23 protein-coding genes are annotated in these 23,632 nt (G+C 72.8%); 11 read left to right on the plus strand and 12 right to left on the minus strand.

What is annotated here, in order from left to right; translation table 11 throughout:
• Positions 1–156: 156 nt before the first annotated feature.
• A complete protein-coding gene (locus tag ACFYYB_RS37825) occupies positions 157–975 on the plus strand; it encodes an enoyl-CoA hydratase/isomerase family protein (RefSeq protein ID WP_389442383.1) in 819 nt (272 codons plus the stop codon).
• Positions 976–1,013: 38 nt separating this feature from the next.
• Here ACFYYB_RS37825 and ACFYYB_RS37830 read toward each other — a convergent pair whose 3' ends face one another.
• Positions 1,014–1,796 carry a VOC family protein gene (locus ACFYYB_RS37830; protein WP_389442385.1) on the minus strand — a complete coding sequence of 261 codons (783 nt, stop codon included), beginning with the start codon at positions 1,794–1,796 and terminating at the stop codon, positions 1,014–1,016.
• A 289-nt stretch (positions 1,797–2,085) separates the two neighbouring features.
• Between ACFYYB_RS37830 and ACFYYB_RS37835 the strand changes: the two genes are divergently transcribed.
• From ACFYYB_RS37835 to ACFYYB_RS37855, 5 genes are all read left to right on the plus strand, one after another.
• Entirely contained in the window at positions 2,086–2,739 is a 654-nt protein-coding gene (locus tag ACFYYB_RS37835) for an HD domain-containing protein (protein ID WP_389442388.1), read from the plus strand.
• Positions 2,727–3,827, plus strand: coding sequence for a GlxA family transcriptional regulator (locus ACFYYB_RS37840; protein ID WP_389442390.1), 1,101 nt, complete (start codon positions 2,727–2,729; stop codon positions 3,825–3,827). The genes ACFYYB_RS37835 and ACFYYB_RS37840 overlap by 13 nt, the downstream gene beginning before the upstream one ends.
• An 899-nt stretch (positions 3,828–4,726) precedes the next feature.
• The gene (locus ACFYYB_RS37845; RefSeq protein ID WP_389442891.1) at positions 4,727–5,344 is read left to right on the plus strand and encodes a flavin reductase family protein; all 618 of its coding nucleotides are present in this window, start codon (positions 4,727–4,729) and stop codon (positions 5,342–5,344) included.
• 63 nt (positions 5,345–5,407) lie between these two features.
• Positions 5,408–6,313 (plus strand): hypothetical protein, encoded by a 906-nt coding sequence (locus ACFYYB_RS37850; protein ID WP_389442392.1) that lies wholly within the window; start codon positions 5,408–5,410, stop codon positions 6,311–6,313.
• Positions 6,314–6,362: 49 nt separating this feature from the next.
• A complete protein-coding gene (locus tag ACFYYB_RS37855; RefSeq protein ID WP_389442394.1) occupies positions 6,363–7,268 on the plus strand; it encodes a hypothetical protein in 906 nt (301 codons plus the stop codon).
• A gap of 65 nt (positions 7,269–7,333) precedes the next feature.
• On the opposite strand, the gene ACFYYB_RS37860 is transcribed toward ACFYYB_RS37855, so the two are convergent.
• The 3 genes from ACFYYB_RS37860 to ACFYYB_RS37870 form a co-directional block, all read right to left on the minus strand.
• Positions 7,334–8,401 (minus strand): Zn-dependent alcohol dehydrogenase, encoded by a 1,068-nt coding sequence (locus tag ACFYYB_RS37860; RefSeq protein WP_389442397.1) that lies wholly within the window; start codon positions 8,399–8,401, stop codon positions 7,334–7,336.
• Positions 8,398–9,603, minus strand: coding sequence for an acyl-CoA dehydrogenase family protein (locus ACFYYB_RS37865; protein ID WP_389442400.1), 1,206 nt, complete (start codon positions 9,601–9,603; stop codon positions 8,398–8,400). Before ACFYYB_RS37865 ends, ACFYYB_RS37860 begins: the two co-directional genes overlap by 4 nt.
• 112 nt (positions 9,604–9,715) lie before the next feature.
• Positions 9,716–10,636, minus strand: a complete 921-nt coding sequence (locus ACFYYB_RS37870; protein WP_243339341.1) for an SDR family NAD(P)-dependent oxidoreductase — start codon at positions 10,634–10,636, stop codon at positions 9,716–9,718.
• Between the two features lie 120 nt (positions 10,637–10,756).
• On the opposite strand from ACFYYB_RS37870, the gene ACFYYB_RS37875 reads away from it, so the two are divergent.
• Complete coding sequence (locus ACFYYB_RS37875; RefSeq protein ID WP_389442893.1) at positions 10,757–11,683, plus strand: cyclase family protein; 927 nt, start codon at positions 10,757–10,759, stop codon at positions 11,681–11,683.
• Positions 11,684–11,864: 181 nt separating this feature from the next.
• Positions 11,865–12,578, plus strand: coding sequence for a hypothetical protein (locus ACFYYB_RS37880; protein WP_389442403.1), 714 nt, complete (start codon positions 11,865–11,867; stop codon positions 12,576–12,578).
• A gap of 58 nt (positions 12,579–12,636) precedes the next feature.
• On the opposite strand, the gene ACFYYB_RS37885 is transcribed toward ACFYYB_RS37880, so the two are convergent.
• The 7 genes from ACFYYB_RS37885 to ACFYYB_RS37915 form a co-directional block, all read right to left on the minus strand.
• The gene (locus ACFYYB_RS37885) at positions 12,637–13,338 is read right to left on the minus strand and encodes a hypothetical protein (RefSeq protein ID WP_389442405.1); all 702 of its coding nucleotides are present in this window, start codon (positions 13,336–13,338) and stop codon (positions 12,637–12,639) included.
• Between the two features lie 102 nt (positions 13,339–13,440).
• Positions 13,441–13,986 (minus strand): hypothetical protein, encoded by a 546-nt coding sequence (locus ACFYYB_RS37890; RefSeq protein ID WP_389442408.1) that lies wholly within the window; start codon positions 13,984–13,986, stop codon positions 13,441–13,443.
• On the minus strand, positions 13,983–14,552 hold the full coding sequence (locus tag ACFYYB_RS37895) for a SigE family RNA polymerase sigma factor (RefSeq protein WP_389442411.1): 570 nt from the start codon (positions 14,550–14,552) through the stop codon (positions 13,983–13,985). Before ACFYYB_RS37895 ends, ACFYYB_RS37890 begins: the two co-directional genes overlap by 4 nt.
• A 236-nt stretch (positions 14,553–14,788) precedes the next feature.
• Positions 14,789–15,283 (minus strand): ATP-binding protein, encoded by a 495-nt coding sequence (locus tag ACFYYB_RS37900; protein ID WP_389442414.1) that lies wholly within the window; start codon positions 15,281–15,283, stop codon positions 14,789–14,791.
• A gap of 359 nt (positions 15,284–15,642) precedes the next feature.
• A complete protein-coding gene (locus ACFYYB_RS37905; protein WP_389442416.1) occupies positions 15,643–16,572 on the minus strand; it encodes an acyl-CoA dehydrogenase family protein in 930 nt (309 codons plus the stop codon).
• Positions 16,573–16,579: 7 nt separating this feature from the next.
• The gene (locus ACFYYB_RS37910) at positions 16,580–17,743 is read right to left on the minus strand and encodes an acyl-CoA dehydrogenase family protein (RefSeq protein ID WP_389442419.1); all 1,164 of its coding nucleotides are present in this window, start codon (positions 17,741–17,743) and stop codon (positions 16,580–16,582) included.
• A 5-nt stretch (positions 17,744–17,748) separates the two neighbouring features.
• Positions 17,749–18,960, minus strand: coding sequence for an amidohydrolase family protein (locus ACFYYB_RS37915; protein WP_389442895.1), 1,212 nt, complete (start codon positions 18,958–18,960; stop codon positions 17,749–17,751).
• 204 nt (positions 18,961–19,164) lie between these two features.
• On the opposite strand from ACFYYB_RS37915, the gene ACFYYB_RS37920 reads away from it, so the two are divergent.
• Positions 19,165–20,718 (plus strand): class I adenylate-forming enzyme family protein, encoded by a 1,554-nt coding sequence (locus tag ACFYYB_RS37920; protein ID WP_389442422.1) that lies wholly within the window; start codon positions 19,165–19,167, stop codon positions 20,716–20,718.
• A gap of 61 nt (positions 20,719–20,779) precedes the next feature.
• Here ACFYYB_RS37920 and ACFYYB_RS37925 read toward each other — a convergent pair whose 3' ends face one another.
• On the minus strand, positions 20,780–21,298 hold the full coding sequence (locus tag ACFYYB_RS37925) for an EF-hand domain-containing protein (RefSeq protein ID WP_389442424.1): 519 nt from the start codon (positions 21,296–21,298) through the stop codon (positions 20,780–20,782).
• Positions 21,299–21,617: 319 nt separating this feature from the next.
• Here ACFYYB_RS37925 and ACFYYB_RS37930 point away from each other — a divergent pair, with 319 nt between their 5' ends.
• The gene (locus tag ACFYYB_RS37930; protein WP_327306136.1) at positions 21,618–22,196 is read left to right on the plus strand and encodes a sigma-70 family RNA polymerase sigma factor; all 579 of its coding nucleotides are present in this window, start codon (positions 21,618–21,620) and stop codon (positions 22,194–22,196) included.
• Positions 22,193–23,620 (plus strand): maleylpyruvate isomerase N-terminal domain-containing protein, encoded by a 1,428-nt coding sequence (locus ACFYYB_RS37935; RefSeq protein WP_389442426.1) that lies wholly within the window; start codon positions 22,193–22,195, stop codon positions 23,618–23,620. Before ACFYYB_RS37930 ends, ACFYYB_RS37935 begins: the two co-directional genes overlap by 4 nt.
• The last annotated feature ends 12 nt before the right edge of the window (positions 23,621–23,632 follow it).

The following is a 23,632-nucleotide window of genomic DNA, read 5'->3' on the forward strand; positions in this document are numbered from 1 at the left end:
CACCCTGTCGGAGTCGGAGGCAGGGCGCCTAAATCATGCAGTCCAGGCCAACACCCCACCCCGCCCCCGGCACCGACCCCCACCCGCAGCCACCGCCACACCCCAGCCCCGCCGGCGCTTGAGCCACCGCACCCGAACCCACGAACAGGAGCCACCATGACCGGCACCCCGGAGGACACAGTCCTCCACCGCTTCGAGAGCGGCGTCAGCTGGATCACCCTCAACCGCCCGGAGGCCATGAACGCCGTCAACCAGGACCTGCGCGAGCGCGTCATCGGCCTGCTCGCCGAAGCCTCCGCCGACCCCGACGTGCGGGTCGTCGTCATCACCGGCACCGGCAAGGGCTTCTGCTCCGGCGCCGACCTCCGCCCAGCACCCGGCGCACCCGCGCCCGCCACCCCCGCCGAGCGGGTCGTCGGCGACGTGGCCCGCATGATCCGGCTCGGCGCGCAGCGACTGATCACGGCCGTCCTCGACTGCGAGAAGCCGGTCATCGCCGCCGTGAACGGCACCACGGCCGGCCTCGGCGCCCACCTCGCGCTCGCCTGCGACCTCGTCATCGCCGCCGAACCCGCCCGTTTCATCGAGGTGTTCGTCCGCCGCGGCCTCGTCCCGGACGCCGGCGGCGCGTACCTCCTCCCCCGCCTCATCGGCCCGCAGAAGGCGAAGGAGCTGATGTTCTTCGGGGACGCCGTCCCGGCGGCCGAGGCCGAGCGGCTCGGCCTCGTGAACAAGGTGGTTCCCGCCGAGGCACTGGAGGAGACCGCCCGGGAGTGGGCCGAGCGCCTCGCCCAGGGCCCCACCCGCGCCCTCGCCCTGACCAAGCAGCTGGTCAACGCCTCCCTGGACAGCGACCGGGCGACCGCACTCGCCGCCGAGGCCACCGCCCAGGAGCTCAACATGTCCACGGCGGACGCGAACGAGGGGGTCGCCGCCTTCGTGGAGCGCCGCACCCCGAAGTACCGCGGCCGGTAGGGCCGGAAGGGCCGGTAGGGCCGTCAGGACGGCAGGCGCTACGTCCGCGGGTCCGGCGTGAGCAGAGCGAACACCGCTCCCGTCGGGTCCGCCGTCCACGCCATCCGCCCGACCTCGGGGAGATCGGCGGCGGGCATCAGCACCGAGCCCCCGCCGCCCCGCACCGCGGCCACCGTCGCGTCCACGTCGGCGACGTTGAAGTAGGGAATCCAGCGCGCGACCTCACCCGCTCCCCCACCCTGCGGCGCCACGCCGCCGAAGGAGCCGTCCTCCTGGTCCCCGTCGGCGATGCTCAGCACCCGGTAGGTCATCCCGGGTGCGTCCATCTCGGCCGAGCGCCACCCGAAGAGGCCGGCGTAGAACTCGACGGCCGCCACCGGGTCGGGGACGTGCAGCTCCGCCCAGACCAGGGTGTTGACCTCGGAGGTCAGCCCCAGACCGGCGGTCTTCCCCGGCTGCCAGCACGCGAACTCCGCGCCCTGCGGGTCGGTGAACTGCGCCAGCCAGCCCTCCCCCATGACGTCCCCGGGCTCCACGCGGAGCACTCCGCCGCCCGCCGTGACGGCCGCCGCCGTCTCCTGGATGTCGGGGGTGCCGAAGTGCAGCATCCACGCCGGGGTGGCGCCCTCCTCGGTGAGCGGCCCGAGGGCGGCGACGGTCTTGCCGCCGATCTGGAAGAAGCCGTAGCCGCCCGCCTCGGGGCCGAGGGAGAGGAACTCCCAGCCGAAGACTCCGGTGTAGAACGAGACGGCCCCGTCGGTGTCGGGGCTCCCGAGGTCCAGCCAGTTGGGCGAGCCCTTGCGGAAATCGGTGCCGAGCATGAGGTTCCTCCAGTGCGTGCGTGCCTGCCTGCGTGCCGCTGCTGCCGGGCCGGGCCGGGGTCCTGCCCCGGTCCCCGGTCCCCGGTCCCCCCGCCACGATGCCGAGCCCGTACGGGCCCCGCGCCCCGGGGAGCTCCGCACGACGGTGGAATCACCCGTACGGCCGCGCCCCTCCCGCACCCGTGTCCGTATCTGTGGGATGTATGGCGCGACGGCCATGGCGGGAGGCCGCACGGCCCCCGAAGACTGGTGGGGAACCCGCAGGAAGACCGGAAGGAACGACAAGACCATGCCGACACCGAAGAGCAGCGCACCCACCCACCCCCTCCACGTACCCGACTCACGACTGGCGAAGGAGGCCACCGAGCTGGTCCGCGACAGCGTGGGCGAGCTGCTCTACGACCACTCCCGCCGCGTGTACTTCTTCGGCAGCCTCCTGGGCCACCGCCTCGGCATCGAGGCGGATCCCGAACTGCTCTACGTGGCCGCGATGTTCCACGACCTCGGGCTCACGGAGCCCTTCCACGCCAGCGGCCGCCGCTTCGAGGTGGACGGCGCCGACGAGGCCCGCCGCTTCCTGCGGACCCACGGGGTTCCCGAGGACGGGGTGCGCCGGGTGTGGACGGCGATCGCCCTGCACACCACTCCGGGCATCCCCGAGCACATGGAGCCCGAGGTGGCCCTGGTGACGGCCGGCGTGGAGTACGACGTGCTCGGCATCGGCTACCACGACCTCGCCGAGGCGGACCGCGCGGCGGTCGTCGCCCTGCACCCGCGCCCGCGGTTCAAGGAGCGCATCCTGCGCGCCTTCGCCGACGGCGTGGCCCCCAAGCCCGGCACCGCCTTCGGCAACGTCAAGGCGGACGTGCTCGCGCACCACGTGCCCGGTTTCGAGCGCGAGGACTTCGTACGCCTGATCCTGGACTCCCCGTGGGCCGAGTAGCGGTCCACCCCGTCGTCATCGTCGCCTTCGACGGCGTGCAGCTGCTCGACGTCACGGGTCCCGCCGAGGTGTTCGCCGCCGCCAACCTGCACGGCGCCCGCGCCCGCGGCCCCTACGAGGTCCGGATCGTCTCCCCGGACGGGTCCGACGTCCGTACCTCCTCGGGCGTGCGCATCGGCGTGGACGGCGGCCCGGACGGCCTGCCGGCCCGGCCCGGGACGCTCGTCGTCCCCGGCCGGAGCGACTGGCGGCGGGCCGTCGCCGATCCGGCCCTGACGGGCCTGGTGGCCGGGCTCGTGGCCCGCTCGCGCCGGGTCACCTCGGTGTGCGCCGGGGCCTTCGTGCTGGCGGAGACCGGGGTGCTCGACGGGCGGCGGGCGGTCACGCACTGGAGGCTCGCGGCGCAGCTCGCGGCCGCGTACCCGCGGGTGCGCGTGGAGGCGGATCCGGTGTTCGTCCAGGACGGGCACGTCGTCACCTCCGCCGGGGTGACCTCCGGCATCGACCTCGCGCTGTCCCTGGTCGAGGAGGACCACGGGCCCGCCGTCGCACGGGAGGTCGCGCGGGAGCTGGTCGTCTTCATGGCCAGGCCCGGCGGCCAGTCCCAGTACAGCGCCCGCCTGACCCCGCGCGAGGCCCGGCATCCCGTGCTGCGCACGGTCATGGACGCCATCGGGGCCGATCCGCGGCTCGCGCTCGACGAGGTCGCCCGGGACGCCGGGGTCAGCGGCCGGCACCTGGCCCGGCTCTTCCGCTCCGAGACCGGGATGACACCGGGGCAGTACCTGGAATCCGTACGCCTCGAGGCCGCCCAGGCGCTCCTGGAGGCCGGCGACGACCCGGTGGACGCGGTGGCCGAGCGGTCGGGGTTCGGCTCGGCCGAGACGATGCGGCGCGTCTTCCAGCACTCCCTGGGCCTCGCCCCGACCGCCTACCGCGCCCGCTTCCGCAGCACGCGCACGTCCCCGCCGTCCGGGTCGCCGATCAGCACGAACAGCTCCGGCTCCGCCGCCGTGCCCGCCACCTCCCACACCAGCGACGCCTGCCCGCACTCCGGCACCGCGAGGACCACGGCCGCCCGGTCGTAGAGGCGGTCCGCTTCCCGGGGCTTCCACGTGCCGTGCCCCGAGCAGCGGTCGACCACCTCGAACCCGTCGTCCACCAGGAGCTTCTCCGCCACCACCGTGCCCTGGATAGCCAGTTCCAGGCGGACGCCGTCGCCGGTCCACACGCCGACGTAGTCGGCCTGCGACAGGACCGGCGGCCGGTACGGCCCGGACCTCGACGGCCAGGCCGAGCCGCCGACGAAGGCACCCACGACGGCCACCGCGGCCACCCGGAGCACCCAGCGCCGCACCGAGGACTTCGTCCACTGCCGCATCCGCGCGGCCACGGCCACCGCCACCGGGAGCACCCCGGCGGCCGCGAGCCAGCCGCACGTGGCGGCGTACGGAGCGCTCGTCAGCAGGGCCACCGGGGCCGCGTACGCGGCGCTGAGCACGGCGAGGACCGGCAGGGCCCACCAAGGCGCGGGGATCCGGGTGCGCACACCGGCCGCGTTCGAGAGCCGCATCACGGGAACGGTGACGAGCGTGCTGTGCACCCAGCCCAGCGCGAACGCGAGCAGGGGCAGGAGCACGCAGAGGAAGAACAGCGTGAAGATCGCACCGATCCCGCCCCCGTAGCCCCGGCCGTAGGGGTCGTCCGTCAGCGCCGTGAGGGTGGCCATCTGCCAGAACACTCCGGCGGCCGCGAGCTGTCCCCCGGCGACCGTCTCCGCGCCCGGTGCGACGGCGCTCCGGTCCCGGGCCTCCGGCTGCGCCACGACCACGCCGTTCCACGTGCCAGTCGTGCCAGTCGTGCCAGTCCCCACGGCGATCTCCCCGGATCCTGGATTGAACACGTTCAATACAGGGTGGACCCTACACTCCCCTTCCCATCTGACGCACCGTCAGCTTCAATCGGGAGTGTGATGGGACACGCAGGGATGGCGGCCACCGTCGTCCGATACCTCAGGTCAGTCGGCTCCCTCCCCTCCGCCGCCGCGGAGCCCGGGACCGAGCCCGTCGAAGCACTGCCCCGCCCGGATCTGCGGGCCGTCGGCGAACACGAGCGCGCGCCCGTCAGCCCCGCCGAATTCCGTGCCGTCCTCGGGAACTTCGCCAGCGGGGTCACGATCATCACCTCGCCGCCCGGCGAGGGGGAGGACGGCCCGGCCGGCTTCGCCTGCCAGTCCTTCGCCTCGCTCTCCCTCGAACCCCCGCTGGTCACCTTCATGGTGGCCCGCACGTCGACCACCTGGCCCCGCATCGCCCGCACCGGGGTGTTCTGCGTGAACATCCTCGGCGCCGAACAGGGCGACCTGTGCCGGGCCTTCGCCGTCAGCGGCGCCGACAAGTTCGCCGGGGTCGCCCACAGCCCGGCCCCCGCCACGGGCTCCCCCCAGCTCGACGCGGTGCCGGCCTGGATCGACTGCCGGATCCACGCCGTGCACACCGGCGGCGACCACCTCATCGTGGTGGGCAAGGTCGAGGCCATGGGCGCGGCCGGCGAGGGCGATCCCCTGCTCTTCCACAAGGGCCGCTTCGGCCGCTTCACCGACTGACGACCCACGGGCCGAGCCCGCCCGCCCCGCCGCTATCCTGCGGATCTCGAACGGGCGGGGGCCATGGGAAACACGCACTACGAGCCGGGTCACAGCAGATGGACCGGCATCACCGGTTGGCTGATGGTGGCCAGTGCGATCTGCGCGATCGTCTGCGCACTGACCCCGCTCGGCTCCTCCTACCCGCCCCTCACCGCCGAGCTGGTCTTCGCCGCCGCCTCCGCCGTCTTCGCCTGCTGCTGGGTCGTGGCCTCGTACCGGGCCCGGACCGGGCCGCTGGACAAGCCCCCGGCGCCGAGCGGCTACCGCCCCGGGGACCACGTCCTGCCCTGGGTCTTCGCCATCGGCATGCCGCTCTCGGTGGCCGGCGCGCTCATGGTGCTGTGCACCGGCTCCAGCGAGAACGGCAAGAGGATCGAACGCCTCGAGCGGGCCGGGTACGACAGCCGCACGGTGGAGATCGTCCGGCTGGCCGGCGACCCGGTGCGCACACCGCCCTCCGAGGACAGCGACGGCTGGTACGACACCGACCTCGTCGTCCGCGTCCCCTTCGACAGCGGGGACCGGGAGGTCCTCCTGAAGCGGTACGACACCATCCGCTCCCCCGAACCCGGGATGCGCGTGGAGGCCTATTTCGCTCCGGCGCACCCCGAGGAGGGCGTGGCCGAGTACACCTCCATGGGCGGAGCCCGGTTCGTCATCACCCTCTTCGTCCTGTGCTTCGCCGTACCGCTCTTCGCCTTCGCCTGCGGGATCGCCAAGGAGCACATGGACCACCACGACCTGCGCCACCTGCGCCGCTTCCGCCCCGGCGTCCACCTGCCGGCCCTGGCGATCCTGCTGGGCGGGCTCGTCCTGTTGCTGCCAGTCGCCCTCGAATTCGAGGTGTACGGGTACGACAGACTGCCCGCCTTCCTCGCGAGCCTGACCCCGGCACTGGCCCTGACCTGGGTCGTCAAGCGCAGCTGAGGCGCGCACTCCCCACCGCTATCCTGCGGATCTCGAACGGGCGGGGGCCATGAGAAACGCGTACGAGTACGAGCCGGGTCGCAGCCAGTGGACCGGCATCACGGGCTGGCTGATGGTGGGGAGCGCGAGCGCCGCGATCGGCTGCGCGCTGCCCCCGGTGTCCCCATACCCGCCGCTGGCCGCCGAGCTGGTCTTCGCCGCCGCCTCCGCCGTCTTCGCCTGCTGCTGGGTCGTGGCCTCGTACCGGGCCCGGACCGGGCCGCTGGACAAGCCGTCGGCGCCGAGCGGCCACCGCACCGGGGACGAGCGGCTGGCCTACCTCTTCGCCATCGGCGTGCCGTTCGCCGTGGCCGCCGCCCTTGTGGTGCTGTGCACGGGCTCCAGCGCGAACGGCAAGGAGATCGAGCGGCTCGATCGCGTCGGGTACGCCGAGCAGAAGGCCGAGATCGTCCGGCTGGCAGGCGAGCCGGCGTTCACGCCGCCCAAGGAGGACGTCTACGGCTGGTACGACACCGACCTCGTCGTCCGCGCCGCCTTCGACAGCGGCCCCCGGGAGGCCCTCCTCAAGAGGTTCCGCACCTCCCGGTCCCCCGAACCGGGCATGCGGGTCACCGCCTATTTCGCGCCCGCCCACCCCGAGGAGGGCGTGGCCGCACACCCCTTCATGACCCGCGCCTGGCTCGGGGACCCCATCGCCGCCTTCTTCGGCCTGCTGATCTTCGGCGGCGCGGCCGCCATGACCAAGACCTTCATGGACCCGTCGGACATGGAGAACCTGCGCCGATTCCGGCCCCGTACGCACCTTCCGGCCCTCGCGATCCTGCTGCTCGGCCTCGTCCTGCTGCTCCCGGTCTCCCTCGAGTTCCCGGTGGCCGGCTACCACCGGCTGTCCGCCCTCCTCGCGAGCCTGACGCCGGTGCTGGCCCTGACCTGGGTGGTCAAGCGGAGGTACTGAAACGCGCCGCGACAGTGGCCGGCCCTGGTCCGGGGAGCGGGGCCGGCCACGTACCGGTGGAAGGCTCAGAAGGTGAGGACCCCGCGGGCCACCCGGCCGTGATGCGCGTCGTCCACGGCCTTGGCGAAGTCCTCCACCGGGTAGACCTCCGTGACCAGTTCGTCCAGCAGCAGCTTCCCCTGCCGGTAGAGCTCCGCGTAGAGCGCGATGTCCCGCTGCGGGCGCGAGGACCCGTACCGGCAGCCCATGATCGTCTTGTCCAGGTACATGGACGAGACCTGGAAGGCCGCCTCCTCCTTGAAGCCGGGCACGCCCAGCAGGACCGCCTGTCCGTGCCGGTCCAGGAGGTCGATGGCCTGCCGGATCAGCTTGACGCTGCCCACGCACTCGAAGGCGTGGTCCGCGCCCGTGGGCAGGATCTCCTTCACGGCCGCCGAGGAGTCCGCCACCGCCGAGGCGTCGATGAAATGCGTGGCGCCGAACTGCAGGGCCACCGCCTCCTTCGCCGGGTTCGCGTCGATCGCCACGATGGTCGTGGCGCCCGCGATCCGCGCGCCCTGGAGCACGTTGAGCCCGATGCCTCCGGTGCCGATGACGACCACCGTCTCGCCGCGGTCCACCTTGGCCCGGTTCAGTACGGCGCCCACGCCCGTCAGGACCCCGCAGCCGATCAGCGCGGCCGAGGTCAGCGGGATGTCCTTGGGGATCTTCACCGCCTGCACGGCCTTGACGATGGTCCGCTCCGCGAAGGCCGAGTTGGACGCGAACTGGAAGAGCGGCGTGCCGCCCCGCGAGAACGGCTGCCCCGGCATCCCGATCGCCTTGCGGCACATCGTCGGCCGGCCCCGGTCGCAGTCGGCGCACGCCCCGCAGTTGGCGAGCGTGGACAGCGAGACGTGGTCGCCGGGCACCACGTGCGTGACCCCGGAGCCGACCGCCTCCACCACGCCCGCGCCCTCGTGCCCGAGCACCACCGGCGGCGGGAACGGGATCGTCCCGTCGATCACCGAAAGGTCGCTGTGGCACAGCCCGGCCGCCGCTATCGCGACCAGCACCTCCCCCGGCCCCGGGTCCCGGATCTCCAGATCGTCGACCACCTGGGCCTGCTTGCCGTCGAATACGACGCCTCTCACCTGGACTCCTTAGGCAGGCCGAGCACGCGCTCGGCGATGATGTTGCGCTGGATCTCGTCCGAGCCGCCGTAGATGGTGTCGGCGCGGGTGAACAGGAACAGCCGCTGCTCCTCGTCGAGTCCGAGTTCGTACGGGGTCCCCTGCGACCAGTGCCCCGGCCCGGCGGTGGCCACCGCGCCCCGGACCTCCACCGCCAGCTCCCCGAGCCGCCGGTGCCAGCCTCCCCACAGCAGTTTGGCCACGCTGGGCGCGCCGGGGTCCCCGCCCCCGGCGCCCAGCGTCCGCAGCGCGTTCCACCGCATCGTGCGCAGCTCGGCCCACTGCCGTACGAGGCGTTCGCGCAGGACCGGGTCGCCCGCGCCCGCGTCCACGTACGCCCGGACCACCCGCTCCAGTTCGGCCGCGAAGCCGATCTGCTGGACGAGCGTGGAGACCCCTCGCTCCAGCGCGAGCAGCCCCATGGCCACGGACCAGCCGTTGCCCTCCCCGCCCACGACCTCGGCGGCGACGGCCCCGTCGAAGAACACCTCGTTGAACTCGGAGGTCCCCGACATCTGCCGGATCGGCCGCACGTCGACCCGGCCCGGCTGGTCCATGCGGACCAGGAGGAAGGACAGCCCGCGGTGCCGCACGGACCCGGCCTCGGTGCGCGCCAGGACGAAGCACCAGTCGGCGTCCTGGGCGAGCGAGGTCCAGATCTTCTGCCCGGTGACGCGGAACAGGCCGTCGCCCACGTCCCGTACGGCCGTCGTACGGATTCCGGCGAGGTCGGAGCCGGCGCCCGGTTCGGAGTACCCCTGGCACCACAGCTCCTCGCCGCGGGCGATGCCGGGGAGGTGACGGGCCCGCTGCTCCGGGGAGCCGTAGGCGATCAGCGTCGGCGCGAGGAGGTTCTCGCCGATGTGGCCGACCCGGGCCGGGGCGCGCGCGGCCGCGTACTCCTCGGCCCACACCACCTGCCCGGTGAGGGACAGCCGCCGGTTGCCGTACCCGTCGCCCTCCCCCGTCTCCCAGCCCTGCCCGATCCAGCCGGCCCGTCCCAGCTCGCGCTCCCAGGCACGCCGGATCTCGACTCCTTCGTGCTCGCTGCCCGGCCCGCCGAGGCCGACGGCCTCCTCGTACGGGCCCACGAGGTGCTCCGCCAGCCATGCCCGGGCGCGGCCGCGCAGCTCCTCGGCCTCCTCGTCGAAGCGGAAGTCCATGGTCGTACCCCCTCGGTTCCTGTCCGGCCGCTGGGCCGTCTCTGTCGCACCTTGGTACGCGTACGCACGGGGCCACGGGGCAACCCGGCCACCGCCACCGCCCGGCCAGGGGCTACGCGTTGGGGCGGTCCTTGGCCGCAGCCGCCTTCGCCATGGCCTCGAGCTGGGCGAGCATCGGCATCGGGTCGGTGCCGACGGTCCCGGGCAGGAAGTCGGCGATCTTCTCGGGGGTCCAGGAGCCTTCGGCGTAGCCGGCGCGCAGTTCGCGGGGCTGGGCCCAGACGGCGATCTTCGGTCCGGCGATCGTGTAGACCTGCCCGGTGATCTTCTCGCCGCCGACGGCCACGGCCTTGTCGGAGAGCAGGTAGGTCACGAGCGCGGCCACGTCCTCGGGCTCGCCGATCTCCTTGAGCTCCATCGGCACGTTGGCCGACATCCGGGTGCGCGCGACGGGCGCCACGGCGTTGGAGGTCACTCCGTACTTGGCCAGCCCCAGCGCGGCGGAGCGAACGAGCGAGATGATCCCGCCCTTGGCGGCGCTGTAGTTGGCCTGGGCCACCGAGCCCTGGTGGTTGCCGCTGGTGAAGCCGATCAGCGTGCCGGTGCCCTGTCGGCGCATGACGGCGGAGGCCGCGCGGAAGACGGTGAAGGTGCCCTTGAGGTGGGTGGCGACCACCGGGTCCCACTCCTCCTCGGACATGTTGAACAGCATCCGCTCGCGCAGGATGCCGGCGACGCACACGACTCCGTCGATGCGCCCGTACTGGGCGAGCGCGGTGTCGACTATGCGCTGGCCGCCCGCCATCGTCGAGATGTCGTCGGCGACGGCGACGGCCTCCCCACCAGCGGCGACGATCTCCTTCACCACCGCTTCGGCGATCTCGCTGGTGGGCTCGTTGCCCTCCATGCCCACGCCGTAGTCGTTGACGACGACCCTGGCACCCTCGGCGGCCGCGGCGAGTGCCACGGCCCGTCCGATGCCCCGGCCGGCGCCTGTGACGGCGACGACTTTGCCTGCCAAGAAGTTCCCCACGTCCGGCCCCTTCCCGCGTTTTCTGACGGTCCGTTAGATTCTATGGGCACCGCGATGCGCCAGCACAAGCCCCAGTTCGCCACCACCGTCCATTTCCTCCTCAAGGAGCTGATGAGATCCATGGCCATGCCCGCCGAGTTCCACGACATCGCCAAGCGCGTCAACAACTGGGGCCGGTGGGGCGCCGACGACGAGATCGGCACCCTCAACCTCATCAGCGACGAGGTCGTCCGCGCGGCGGCGGCGGAGATCCGCACCGGGCGCCGCATCCCGCTCGCCCTCCCCCTCAAGGAGGACGGGGTGCAGTCCGGCATGATCCCCGGCCGGATCAACCCGCTGCACACGATGGTGCAGATCAACCAGGAACTCTTCGGCCCGGGCACGGTGGCGTGCAGCGACGACGCGGTGACCTTCGGGCTCCAGGCCGGCACCCACTGGGACGCGCTCACGCACGTCTCGCACTCGGGGAAGATCTACAACGGCCGCCCGGCCGGCACCATCACGGCGCACGGCCGCGCCGAGTTCAGCGGCATCGACAAGGCCGGGCACATCGTCTCGCGCGGGGTCCTGCTGGACGTGGCCCGCGCCAAGGGCCTGGACCGCCTCCCCGGCGGCCACGCGGTCACCCCCGAAGACCTGGACGAGGCGGAGGAGTTCGCCGGGGTCACCGTCCGCGCGGGCGACATCGTCCTGGTCCGCACCGGCCAGGTGCAGGTCTACCTGGCGGGCGACAAGCACGGCTACGGCTACCCGTCGCCCGGCCTGTCCGTCCGTACCCCCGAGTGGTTCCACGCCCGTGACGTGGCGGCCGTCGCGAACGACACCCTGACCTTCGAGATCTTCCCGCCGGAGATAGACAACCTGTGGCTGCCGGTGCACGCCCTGGACCTGGTCGAGATGGGCATGCACCAGGGCCAGAACTGGAACCTCGAAAAGTTGTCCACAGCCTGTGCGGAAGAATCCCGCTACTCCTTCCTCCTCTCGGCCATGCCGGAGCCCTTCGTCGGCGCGGTGGGCACCCCGGTGGCCCCGATAGCCATCCTCTGAGCGGCGACCGAACGGCGACAGGGGCGGGGCGGGGGGCCCGCTCGCCGGGGTCCCGAACCCCGCCTATACGCGTGCCGGCGACGAGACGCAGCCCTACGACGACGAATGGGCCGCCGGCTCCCGGGCCGGCACTCCGGAGGAGGAGCAGGCCGAGGAAGCGATCCGCGACCAGGTGAAGTCGGTGCTCGCGACGAAGGGCTTGGGCCACATGGAGCCCACCATCACGTTCAGCAGGAGCGCCCAGACCGTCATGGTGACGGGAGGGCCGGTCCGGCAGGTTCCGGAGGACCACACGGAACTGTTCGCGCGTGCCGGGGAGATGGCCGCCTGCACCGTCCTCGCCCGGCGGCTCAAGGATCACCCCGCCACGTGGCCCTACGGCCGGTACACCGTGCACTGGCAGTACGCCGACGGCGCCGACACGACGACCCTTCTCGACTACGGGGACGCCACCACGGGGTGCGTCGGCGGGACGGCGGGGAAGTGGCACGGCGACGAGAAGGGCATGACGGCCGCCCAGATGTCCAGCAGCGACGGGGCCGAGATCCGGGTCGCCGACGACGCGGTCAAGGCGATCAAGGCCGCCTGGGACTCCAGGGTCGCCGAAGGTCACGGGCTGACGGCCTTCGACCGGGGCGACGCCATCACCCTCGGGTTCGACCCCGTCGAGAACGCCGCGTACGTGTGGGCCTGGGACGGGTACGGCGCGTTGTCGAGCCGTGCCCAGCAGGGGAACTTCCAGTACGTCGTGGAGAAGACGATCTGCAAGAAGCTGCTGGCCGAGTACACCGCGAACCGCGCCTGGGGCTACACCCGGTGGTCCGCCGGCTTCTCCACCGGCAACAGCGGCGTACCCGTGATCATCGGCTCGGGAGAGTGCCTGCCCCGCCCCTAGGCCGTCGACCGGGGACGCGCGGAGGCGGTGGTCCGGGACCACCGCCTCCGCCCTACGGTCAGCCCTTCGCGCAGATCACGTCGTACGGGCGGCCCACCGCCATGGTCAGCTGCATCGGCTCGGTGGTGCCGGAGGGGCACTCGGCCTTCGTCTTGACCAGTCCGAGCACCTTGTACGCGCCCGAGCCGCCCGAGGCGCAAGGCACTTCCTGCGCCTGGTTCGTCACGCAGTCGCCCTGCACCAGCTGGCCGCCGCCGGCGCCCGCGTCGCCGGGGTGGTCACCGGTCAGGTTGCGGCCGCAGACGGTGTTGGTGGGGATGCCGCCCGACTTCGCGGAGCCGTAGGTCATGCTCACCTGGATCATCAGGTCGGTGCCGGGCGGGCACTGGATCGCGCCCGGCAGGATGCTGGCGTCCTTGATGTCGATCGCCTTGAAGGTGGCTCCGGACGCCGAACACTTCCGCGGCCGGTAGCCGTCCGGCGGGTTGTCCGGGTCGGGGCCGCCGCAGTCGCCCACCGCCCACGTGCTCGACGTGTCGGAGGAGGACTCCGGATTCCCGGGGTCCTTGGACGCCGCGGCGGAGGACGAGGTCGAAGTCGAAGTCGAGGGCTTGGCGTCGTCCTTGCCGCCGTTCTTCCCGAGCCACTGGGAGGCTCCGTAGATGGCCGCGGCGACCAGGACGAGGACGAGGAAGACCGGGAGCTTGCTCCCGCTGGGCCTCGGGGCGGGTGGAGGCGTCGCCTCGTACGGGTTTGCCATGCGCTTCTCCTGCGGTGAGGGGGGACTACGGGGTGGGACGGCGCGCCCCGCACTGAGACACGTCATGGACACCTCATGGTTCCACTTCCCCGCCCCCGTCCCTCAGGCGCAGAGCGGCGGTTCCTCCTCCGTGGCACGGAAGGTGACCGTCGGGCCCGCGTCGTGGCGGACGAAGCGGGCCTCGACCGCCGAGACGAGCGTCATCGTGCCCGCCGTGTACGGGTTGTCCCAGACGGCCGGGTCCAGGGTCCCGTCCGGCAGCTCCGGATCCGCGTGCCACCAGCGGCCGGCGAACTTCGTGAACCGGATCCCGCAGTGCACGTACAGGTCGTGCGCGTACGGGACCCCGAGCGCCGGGGTGGCCTGAACGGCCGGCTCCGTCGCCGCGGGCTGCCCGCTCGGCGGCCCCGCGGTCGCGGCCGGCGGGGCCGGCATCGGGGACCCCTCGCCCGGCGACCACTGCGGGACGAGGAGGGCCAGCCCCGCGACGGCCACCACCAGCCCGGCCCCGGCCGCCCGGCGGCGCCGGCGGATGCGGGCGGCCGCCCGGACCGCGCCGTCCGGTGACGGCACCGCGACCGGCACCGCCGGCCGGTCAGCCAGCGCCCGCAGGGCGCTGCGCAGTTCCTCTTCGGGATACCCGTTCATCGCGCCTCCGCCTCACTCACGCTCGTACTCGCACTCGTACTCGTACTCGTACTCGTACGCGCACCGTCGCCCGGCCGGAGGTCGGGGTGGTCCCGCAAGCGGGTCAGCGCCCGCGCGGTCAGGCTGGTCACCGTGCCGTTCGGGCAGCCCAGGATCTCCGCCGTCTGCTCGACGGTCAGGTCCTGGTAGTAGCGCAGCACCAGGACGGCCCGCTGGCGTCGCGGGAGGCCCAGCAGCGCGCGTTCGAGCAGGTCGGCGGCCGCGACCGCTTCGGCCGCGGGCTCGATGGAGCCGCCCGCGGCATCGGGCAGGGCCGCGTGGGGAAGCTCGTGGTGCCAGCGCCTGCGGCGCCAGGTGCAGTACGTGGTGACCATGACCTTGTGCGCGTAGCCGACCGGCGCGTCGTACCGGCCCGCGCGGGCCCAGCGGTCGTAGACCTTGGCCAGGGTCACCTGCACCAGGTCCTGTCCCAGATGCCAGTCGCCCGTCAGCAGCCGCGCGGTGCGGAGCAACGGGAGTCCCTGCGCCGCGACGAACTCCGCAAACGTTTCTTCGGATGGCTCCACCCGGCAACACCCCCTCACCCCCAAGACGACTTGGCGGGGGCATCGCATTGCACGAGGCGTATGTCCCGAGGAGGATCTTGCGGGTGGCGGCGGCGCGCATGCACGCCCCGAGCGCGGCACGGCGGCCGCCACCCCACGACCCGCACTCGTCAAGGCAGGACCGGCCCTTGGCGTCCCCTCGCGACGAATCGTTCAACACAAGAGTGATCACCAGTTGACGAACCGTCAACACCTCGTTAGAGGTACACGCGCGGTTCCCGGATCGCGCCACGGATTTCCGGCCCGTCCAGGGCCTTCCCGCCGGGCTCCCCGGCGACCTCGTCCGAGATCCCCTCCGCGGCCTTCTCCTCGCGGTCGATCTCGCACCAGATCCGCTTCCCGGCCCCCTCGCGCTGCCAGCCCCAGCGGTCCGCCAGCCCGTCCACGAGCTCCAGCCCGCGCCCGCCCGTGTCGTCCCCCGCGGCCTGCCGCGGGGACGGGGCCCGGTCGCTCGCGTCCGCGACCTCCACCCGCACCCCCGGCTCCCCGAAGAGCATGCGCAGCACGGCCGGACAGCCGGTGTGCACGACGGCGTTGGTGACCAGCTCGGAGATCAGCAGGATCAGCGTCTCCGCGAGCGGCTCGTCATCCCCTATGCCGCAGCCCGCGAGCCGGGAGCGGGCCCATCGGCGGGCCCGGCCGACCTCGGCGGGGTCCGGTCCTACCTCCAGCTGAACCTGAAGCACCTGCACCGCTCACACCATCCGAACCGGCGGACACTTCGCCTCGCGACAGGACGGAGTCACCGAGTGTGACCCCGTTGCGGAGCAGCATGGTTGACATACAGTCACCACAACAAGCGCTTCGGGCATATTCCAGCGTGAAGGAGTAAGCGTGGTGCATACTGTGCGGCGCTCGCGCCGCTCAACCGCTCGCATTCCCGGGAGCGTACCGGAGCCGCCCCCCGCCTCCGGGCCGCAATGAGGCGGGCGAAGGACACAAACCGATATCAACTCTCTGTAATCGGACATGCGTCCCGCGCCGTCCCTCCCGCACCCCTTCGTCACAGCGAGCGAGCAGTCGGCGGGCCGAACGGCCCTGCGGGCCCCGTCTACTCCGCCGCCGCCAGCAGCTCCGCCGCCAGCGCCTCCTCCGCCTGCGCCGCCGTCCGCCACTGCTCCGCGCGCACCCAGGCCCGCTTCAGGTGCAGGTGCACGTCCGCCTCCCAGGTGAAGCCCATCCCGCCGTGCACCTGGAGGCAGTCGCGGGCATTGCGCACGGCCGCCTCGTCGGCCAGCAGCTTCGCTCCGGCCACCTCCGCCGGATCCGCCGTCACGGCCGCCGCGTAGACCGCCGTACGGGCCACCTCCGCGCGCACCAGCATCTGCGCGCACAGGTGCTTGACCGCCTGGAACGCCCCGATCGGCTGCCCGAACTGCTCGCGCTCCTTCGCGTACCGCACCGCCAGTTCCACCGTGCGCAGCGCGCTGCCGAGCTGCAGGGCCGCCGTCAGCAGCGCCCCCTCGTCCCGGTACGTTCCGGCCGCCACCGGCCGCACCGGTACGGACACGCGGGCCAGCGGGGTCAGCGGGTCCGCGGAGCGCACCGGCTCCCCGGCATGGACCTCGACCGGTTCCCCGTCCGCTCCGAGGACCGCGTCGGCCTCGCCGAGGTGGGCCACGAGCGGGCCTTCCAGGTCGAAGGCCGTCACCACCGCCTCCCCCTCCGCGGCCCCCGCGACCAGCCCGGCGGCCAGGTGGGTGGCGACCAGCGGGCCGGGCAGCAGGGCCCGCCCGGCCTCCTCGAAGACGAGGACGGCCTCCGGCAGCCCGAGCCCGACCCCGCCCCGGTCCTCCGGGAGCCGCAGCGCGAAGAACCCGGCCGCGCCGAGCTCCCGCCACAGGGACCGGTCCACGGACCGGCCCGTGCCGGCCGCCCGGTCGACCGAGGCGCGCAGCGCCTCGCGGTCGTAGCGGCCCGCCAGGAGGTCCCGTACGCCCGTCCGCAGGTCCCGCTGGTCCTGCGTCGGCTGGAAGTCCACGGAACGCTCACCTGCCCTTCGGAAGGCCGAGGATGCGCTCGGCCACGATGTTCTGCTGGATCTGCGAGGTGCCCGCCGCGATCGTGTACGAGAGCGAGGAGAGCCGGTCCAGGGTCCACTCCTCCTCCAGCGAGAGGGACTGGGCCCCCAGCACCTCGGCGGCGGTGTCGTACAGCTCCTGGCGCGCGTGGGAGTACGCCAGCTTGAAGACGCTGCCGCCGATGCCGGGGACCCCGCCGGAGCGTTCCGACTCGCTGACGTTCCACTGGGTGAGCCGCCACAGGGCGCCGAACTCCCCGTACAGCCGGCCCAGCCGGCGCCGCAGCACCGGGTCGTCCCAGCGGCCGTTGGCCTTCGCGGCGCGGGCCAGCTCGCCCAGGGTGCGCCGGCAGGCGACGACCTCCCCGACGAAGGCGGTGCCGCGCTCGAAGGACAGGGTCACCATCGTGACCCGCCAGCCGTCGTTCTCCGCGCCGACCCGGTTGGCGACCGGGACCCGTACCTCGTCGAGGAACATCTCCGCGAACTCGGTGGACCCGGCCAGGGTGCGCAACGGCCGGATCGTCACCCCGGGTGCGTCCATCGGCATGGCCAGCCAGGTGATCCCCCGGTGCTTGGGGGTCCGCGCGCTGATGGGCTCCGTGCGGACCAGCAGTTCGCACCAGTCGGAGACCTCCGCGTGCGAGGTCCATATCTTCGAGCCGGTGATCACGTACTCGTCGCCGTCGCGGACCGCGCGGGTGCGCAGCGAGGCCAGGTCGGAGCCCGCGTCCGGCTCGCTGAAGCCCTGGCACCACATCTCGTCGCCGCGCAGGACGGGCGGCAGCCAGCGCGCCCGCTGCTCCGCGGTGCCCTCGGCGGCGACGGTCGGGCCGGCGTGCAGCAGCCCGACGAAGTTCGCGCCGACGTACGGGGCGCCCGCGCGCTCGGTCTCCTCCAGGTAGATCAGGTGCTGCGTGGGGGTGGCCCCGCGGCCGCCCGCGTCCACCGGCCAGTGCAGTCCGGCGTACCCGGCGTCGTACAGCCGGCGCTGCCAGCCCGCGTCGTAGGCGCGGCGGCCCGGCCAGTCGTCGGGCGAGGGCCTGGGCGGCAGTCCGGGGAGCACCTGCGCGAGCCAGGCCCGCAGCCGGGCCCGGAACTCCCGTTCCTCCTCGGTGTAGGTGAGGTCCACTGCGCCTACCGCCCCGTCCGCCGGTCCTTGTCGAAGTCGAGTCCGAGCATGCGGATGGCGTTTCCGCGCATCAGCTTGTACACGGTTTCCTCATCGAGACCCTTGACGTGGTCGAGGGCGACCTCCTTGGTGTGCGGGAAGGTCGAGTCCACGTGCGGGTAGTCGGTCTCGAAGGTGGCGTTGTCGCGGCCGACGACGTCCAGCGAGGCGATCCCGTGCTTGTCGCGGAAGAAGCAGCAGAACATCTGCCGGTAGTAGTACGTGGACGGCGGCTCGGGGATCAGGTCCTTGACCCCGCCCCAGGCCCGGTGCTCCTGCCACACGTCGTCGGCGCGCTCCAGGGCGTAGGGGATCCAGCCCATCTGGCCCTCGCTGTACGCCAGTTTCAGCGTCGGGAACTTGACGAGCACCCCGCTGAACAGGAAGTCCATCATCGAGGCCATGGCGTTGTTGAAGCTGAGCGCGGCCTGTACGGCGGGCGGGGCGTCGGGGGAGGCGGCGGGCATCTGGGAGCTGGACCCGATGTGCATGTTGACGACGGTGCCGGTCTCCTGGCAGACGGCGAAGAAGGGGTCCCAGTAGCCGGAGTGGATCGACGGCAGGCCGAGGTGGGTGGGGATCTCGGAGAAGGTCACCGCCCGCACCCCGCGCGCGGCGTTGCGCCGGATCTCGGCGACGGCCAGGTCGATGTCCCAGAGCGGGATGATGCAGAGCGGGATGAGCCGGCCCCCGCTGTCCCCGCACCACTCCTCGACCATCCAGTCGTTGTACGCGCGCACGCAGGCCAGGGCCACTTCCTTGTCCTTCGCCTCGGCGAAGGTCTGCCCGCAGAAGCGCGGGAAGGTCGGGAAGCACAGGGAGGCCTCGACGTGGTTGAGGTCCATGTCCAGGAGGCGCGCCTTGGGGTCCCAGCAGCCGCGCCGCATCTCCTCGCGGGTGATGCCCTCCAGGGTCATGTCGTCCCGGTCGAAGCCGACGGCGGCGATGTTGCGCTTGTACGGGAACTTCAGGTCCTCGTAGATCCACCAGTCGGTGGGCGGGCCGTCGGGGTCCATGGTGATCACGTACTTGCCGCCGGTGTAGGCGAGCTCGCCGATGCCGGCGGTGAGCGCCTTGGGGCCGCGGTCGCGGTACTTGGCCGGCAGCCACACGTCGAAGAGGTGGGCCGGTTCGATGACGTGGTCGTCGACGCTGATGATTCGAGGCAGTTCCATGATGTCCCCTCGCTGAATCCGTGAATCCGGCCGGATCCGTGTGGATCCGTCGGACCTGTTCCGAGACCCCGGATCTGATGGGGCGTCAGAAATCTGGAACCAAGCTAGCCCCCCACCCCTGGACCGACAAGCGTCCGCGCTCTACGCTCTGCGCTTGATCTGACTATCCGTCAGGTAAAGGTGCGGCCAAGGGGAGGCGGGTCCGGGATGACGGACAACAGCACCGCAGTCGAACTCAGCCGGTCCCGCACGCTCTGGGACCTCATCACCCGCCGGGCCGCCATGACCCCCGACGCCCCCGTCCTCTTCGAGGCCGCCGAGGATCCCGCCGATGACCGGCGGCTGACCTTCGCCGAGCTGCGCGACCGCTCCGAGGAGGTCGCGGCCGGCCTCCACGACATGGGGGTGCGTCCCGGCACGGTGGTCGCCTGGCAGCTCCCCACCTGCATCGAGACCGTGCTGCTCTCGGTCGCCCTCGCCCGCATCGGCGCCGTCCAGACCCCCGTCATCCCCTTCTACCGGGACCGCGAGGTCGGCTTCGCCCTGCGCGAGTCCAAGGCGGAGTTCTTCGCCGTCCCCGGCGTCTGGCGCGGCTTCGACCACACGGCGATGGCACACCGCCTCGGCGCCCGCGGCGTCTTCGAGGCCTACGCGTCCCTCCCGACGGGCGACCCGGCGGTGCTCCCCCCGCCCCCCGGGGACGGCGTCTCGGTCCGGTGGATCTACTGGACCTCGGGCACCACCTCGGACCCCAAGGGCGTCCTGCACACGGACCGCTCCCTCATCGCGGGCGGCTCCTGCCTGGCCCACGCCCTGCACCTGTCACCGGACGACGTCGGCTCGATGGCCTTCCCGTTCGCCCACATCGCCGGACCCGACTACACGGTGATGCTGCTGCTCTACGGCTTCCCGGCGGTCCTCTTCGAGAAGTTCGCGATGCCCGACGCCCTGGACGGCTACCGACGCCACGGCGTCACCGTCGCCGGCGGCTCCACGGCCTTCTACTCGATGTTCCTCACCGAGCAGCGCAAGGACCCGTCCGCCAAGCTCATCCCCACCCTCCGGCTCCTCGCGGGCGGCGGGGCGCCGAAGCCCCCGGAGATCTACCACGCGGTGGTCCGGGAGCTGGGCTGCCAGCTCACCCACGGCTACGGCATGACCGAGGTCCCCATGATCACGATGGGTGCCCCGGACGACACCGCGGAGAACCTCGCCACCACCGAGGGCCGGCCGCCGGAGGGCATGTCGATCCGCATCACCACCCCGGAAGGAGCGCTCCTCCCCCCGGACACCGACGGGGAGGTCCGCCTGCGCGGGGAGGCGGTCTGCCAGGGATACCTGGGGCGGGAAGAGAACGCCGGGGTCTTCGACGCCGACGGCTATCTGGTCACCGGCGACCTCGGCCACCTCACCAAGGACGGCTACCTGGTCCTGACCGGCCGCAGCAAGGACGTCATCATCCGCAAGGGCGAGAACATCTCGGCGAAGGAGATCGAGGACCTGCTCCACCAGCTCCCGGCGGTGGCCGACGTCGCCGTCATAGGCCTGCCGGACCCGGAACGCGGCGAACGCGTCTGCGCCGTCGTCGAACAGCCCCCGGGCGCGGCCCCGCTGACCCTGGCCGAGGTGACCTCCCACCTCCGCACGGAGGGCCTCTCCCCGCACAAGCTCCCGGAACAACTGGAACTGGTCGAGGCCCTGCCCCGCAACGACGCCCTGCGCAAGGTGCTCAAGTACAAACTCCGCGAACGCTTCGCCTAGGCCGCCGCCCGGGCGGGGCCCCCGGCCCCGCCCGCACCAACGCCCGGGCCCGCGCCCGCGCCTACGCGTCCGGCGCGGCCACCCCGCAGTAGCCCGCGAAGGCCGCCAGGATCTCGTCCTCCGTGATGTGGCCGTCGCCGTCCGCGTCCAGGGCCGCCGCGACCGGGCCCGCCAGTTCCTCCGGCGTGCCCAGCACGCGCAGCACGCGGGCCGTCGCCGCCGGGGTCGCGCCGGGCCCGTCCGGGTCCGCCGCCGCGATCACCGCGCGCAGGAACGGCCGCGCGATCTCCGCGAACCGGTGCGGGTTGTCCCGCAGCCGCTTCGCCGCGCCCGTGACGAACTCCTCGCGGGACACCCGCTGGTCGCCGTCCACGTCCGCGATGCCGGCCATGCCCTGCCAGAAGGCCTCCGCCCCGGCGAAGACGGCCTGGCCCCGGTCGGAGCGGGCCGCGACGGCGAATTCGGCCAGGACCGCCCTGGCCGCCGTACTGAAGTCCTCCCGGTCGATGTACCCCGACCCGTCCTGGTCGAAGGTGGCGAAGCGGGCGGCGATCTTGCGCTCGTATTCTGCGCTGTCCATTTTCGGCGTTCCGCCTTCACGTATGCGGTGGGGTGCAGTTCAAGACAGGACAGGAGCGTAAGGCCTACGTGGCCTGCGCGTTAAGCGAAGCGGTCAAGGAGGTGGCCGCATCGAACCAGCGCACGAGGAGCGCGGTGGGGCGCGTACGCCTGTACCCATGGGGCGGGCCCGACATTCGCGTTCACCCCGCGCGACGCCCGTATCACGGAGGGCGCCGTTCCTGGACGAGCTTCTGGCAAAACGGGCGCACACCGCTGCATGCCCACTACATTCGAGTGGTCGACACACGGCTTGAACCGGGAATCCGGCTGGGGGCACGATGCCGAAGGACGCACCACCGCGCTGGGACCGCCGCATGCAACAACGCCTGGCCCGCGGCGAGGCCGCCGCGCTCGGAGAGCTGTACGACCGCTTCGCCTCGCTCGTGCACAGCCTCGCCCACCGGGTCCTGAACGACGAGAAGGCCGCCGACCGGATCACCCGCGAGGTCTTCGGCTACATCTGGGAGAACCCGGACGCCTACGACCCCAAACAGGGCTCCATGCGCTCCTGGGTCGCCCGCATCACCCAGGGGCAGGCCGTCGCCCGCCTGCGCCAGGCCGAACTGGGCAACGGCTCCCGCGAGGAACTGGAGCAGAAGGTGCGCAGCGCCAACGCGGCGGCCCGCGCCGACTTCATCGTCACCTCCATGCCCGCACCCCTGCGGGCCGCCCTCGAACTCGCCTACTTCAAGCGCCGCGACTACCGCCAGGCCGCCGCCGACCTGCAGATCAGCGAGGACGAGGCCCGGCGCCGGCTGCGCCTGGGCCTGCAACTCCTCTCCACGGCCAACGCCGTCCCGCGCGACGACACCGTGCCGCCCGGGTACGGCCCCTCCGGATATGGATCCACCCGATGACGACGCCACCGAGCCCCTTCGGCGAAGACGACGGCGAGGAGTACGAGCGGCACGAGCAGCCCCGGAACCCGGGCAACGGCACGGCGCGCATACCGGGACCGCGCGGGGCGGCCGACGACCTCGACCTCGCGCGGCCGGGGTACGCGCCGTCCGCGGAGGGCCCCCTGGACCCCGACGGGCCGGAGGACCTCGACTCCCTGGACGCCCTGGACGCTCTGGACGACGCCGAGTACGCGCAGTTCACGCGGTACCCGGAGGTCACCGTCTTCCGGGCGGCGCCGGCATCCGCCGAGCCCGAACCGGAGCCCGTCCCGGCCGCGCCGCCGCCCACCCACGCCGTACTGAAGTCCCTGCTCGGCGCCTGGGCCCTGGCGGCCTGCTCCGCGGAGGAGACCCAGGCCGTCGAGGACCACCTCACCGAATGCGCGCGCTGCGCCGAGGAGGCGCTGCGGCTGCGCGACGCCGTGGGGCTGCTGCGCCCGGAGGAGAGCCTCGACCTGAAGCCGCTGCTGCGCTCGCGCGTGCTGGAGGACTGCCTCGGCAAGCGCCCCGCCCGCATCCCGGTGCCGGTGTGGGCGAGCCCGTACGACACCGAGACGGCGCGGCTCGACGCGCTGCTGCGGGACTTCGGGGACTCTGAGTGGCACACCCCGGTCCGGCTGAAGTGGTTCGAGGAGGAGCGGCGCCAGACCCGCCGGACCACGGTGGCCGGGGTCATAGGGCACCTGCTGGCGGTGGACGGCCTCGTGGCGGCCGCGCTGGGCCTGGACGACCCCCTGGGGCCGGAGGCGTCGGCGGACACCCCGGCCGAGCGCACGGAACGGTTCTGGGAGGGCTCCCCGTACCCGACCACCCGCCGGGTCCGCGAGCCGTGGCGGGATCAGGGCCACACCCTGGTCCGTACGGTCTCCTTCGCGGGCCTCGGCGTGGCCGAACTGGACGTGGACTACGGCGGCTTCGCCCTGCCCCTCGGGGACGCCTTCCTGGAGCGGGCCTTCGAGTGCTGGGTGCACGCCGTGGACATCGCGGAGGCGGTGGACTATCCGTACGGGCCGCCGTCCGCGCCGCACCTGAACCGGATGATCGACCTGGCGGCCCGGCTCCTGCCGGCGGCCCTGGCCGGGCGCCGGCGGGCGGGACTGGCGGCGCCGGCGCGCGGGCTGGTCGCGGCGGGGGCGCCGGGCCGGACCCTGCACCTGGAGATCGAGGGCGCGGGTGGCGGCGGCTGGGACATCGCACTGGACTCCCCCGCGGCGAAGCCCTCACCGGACCACACGGTGGCCCGGATCGCCCTGGACGGCGTCGAATTCTGTCAGCTCGCCGCGGGCCACATCTCCCCGGAGGATGCCGCGGTCGGCCAGAACGGCGACCGCGAGGCCATCCGCGACGTCCTCTTCGCGGCGGCCTCCCTGAGCCGGATGTAGGGCCCACCGCCC

The organism is Streptomyces sp. NPDC002886 (genome assembly GCF_042888445.1).
Classification (GTDB): domain Bacteria; phylum Actinomycetota; class Actinomycetes; order Streptomycetales; family Streptomycetaceae; genus Streptomyces.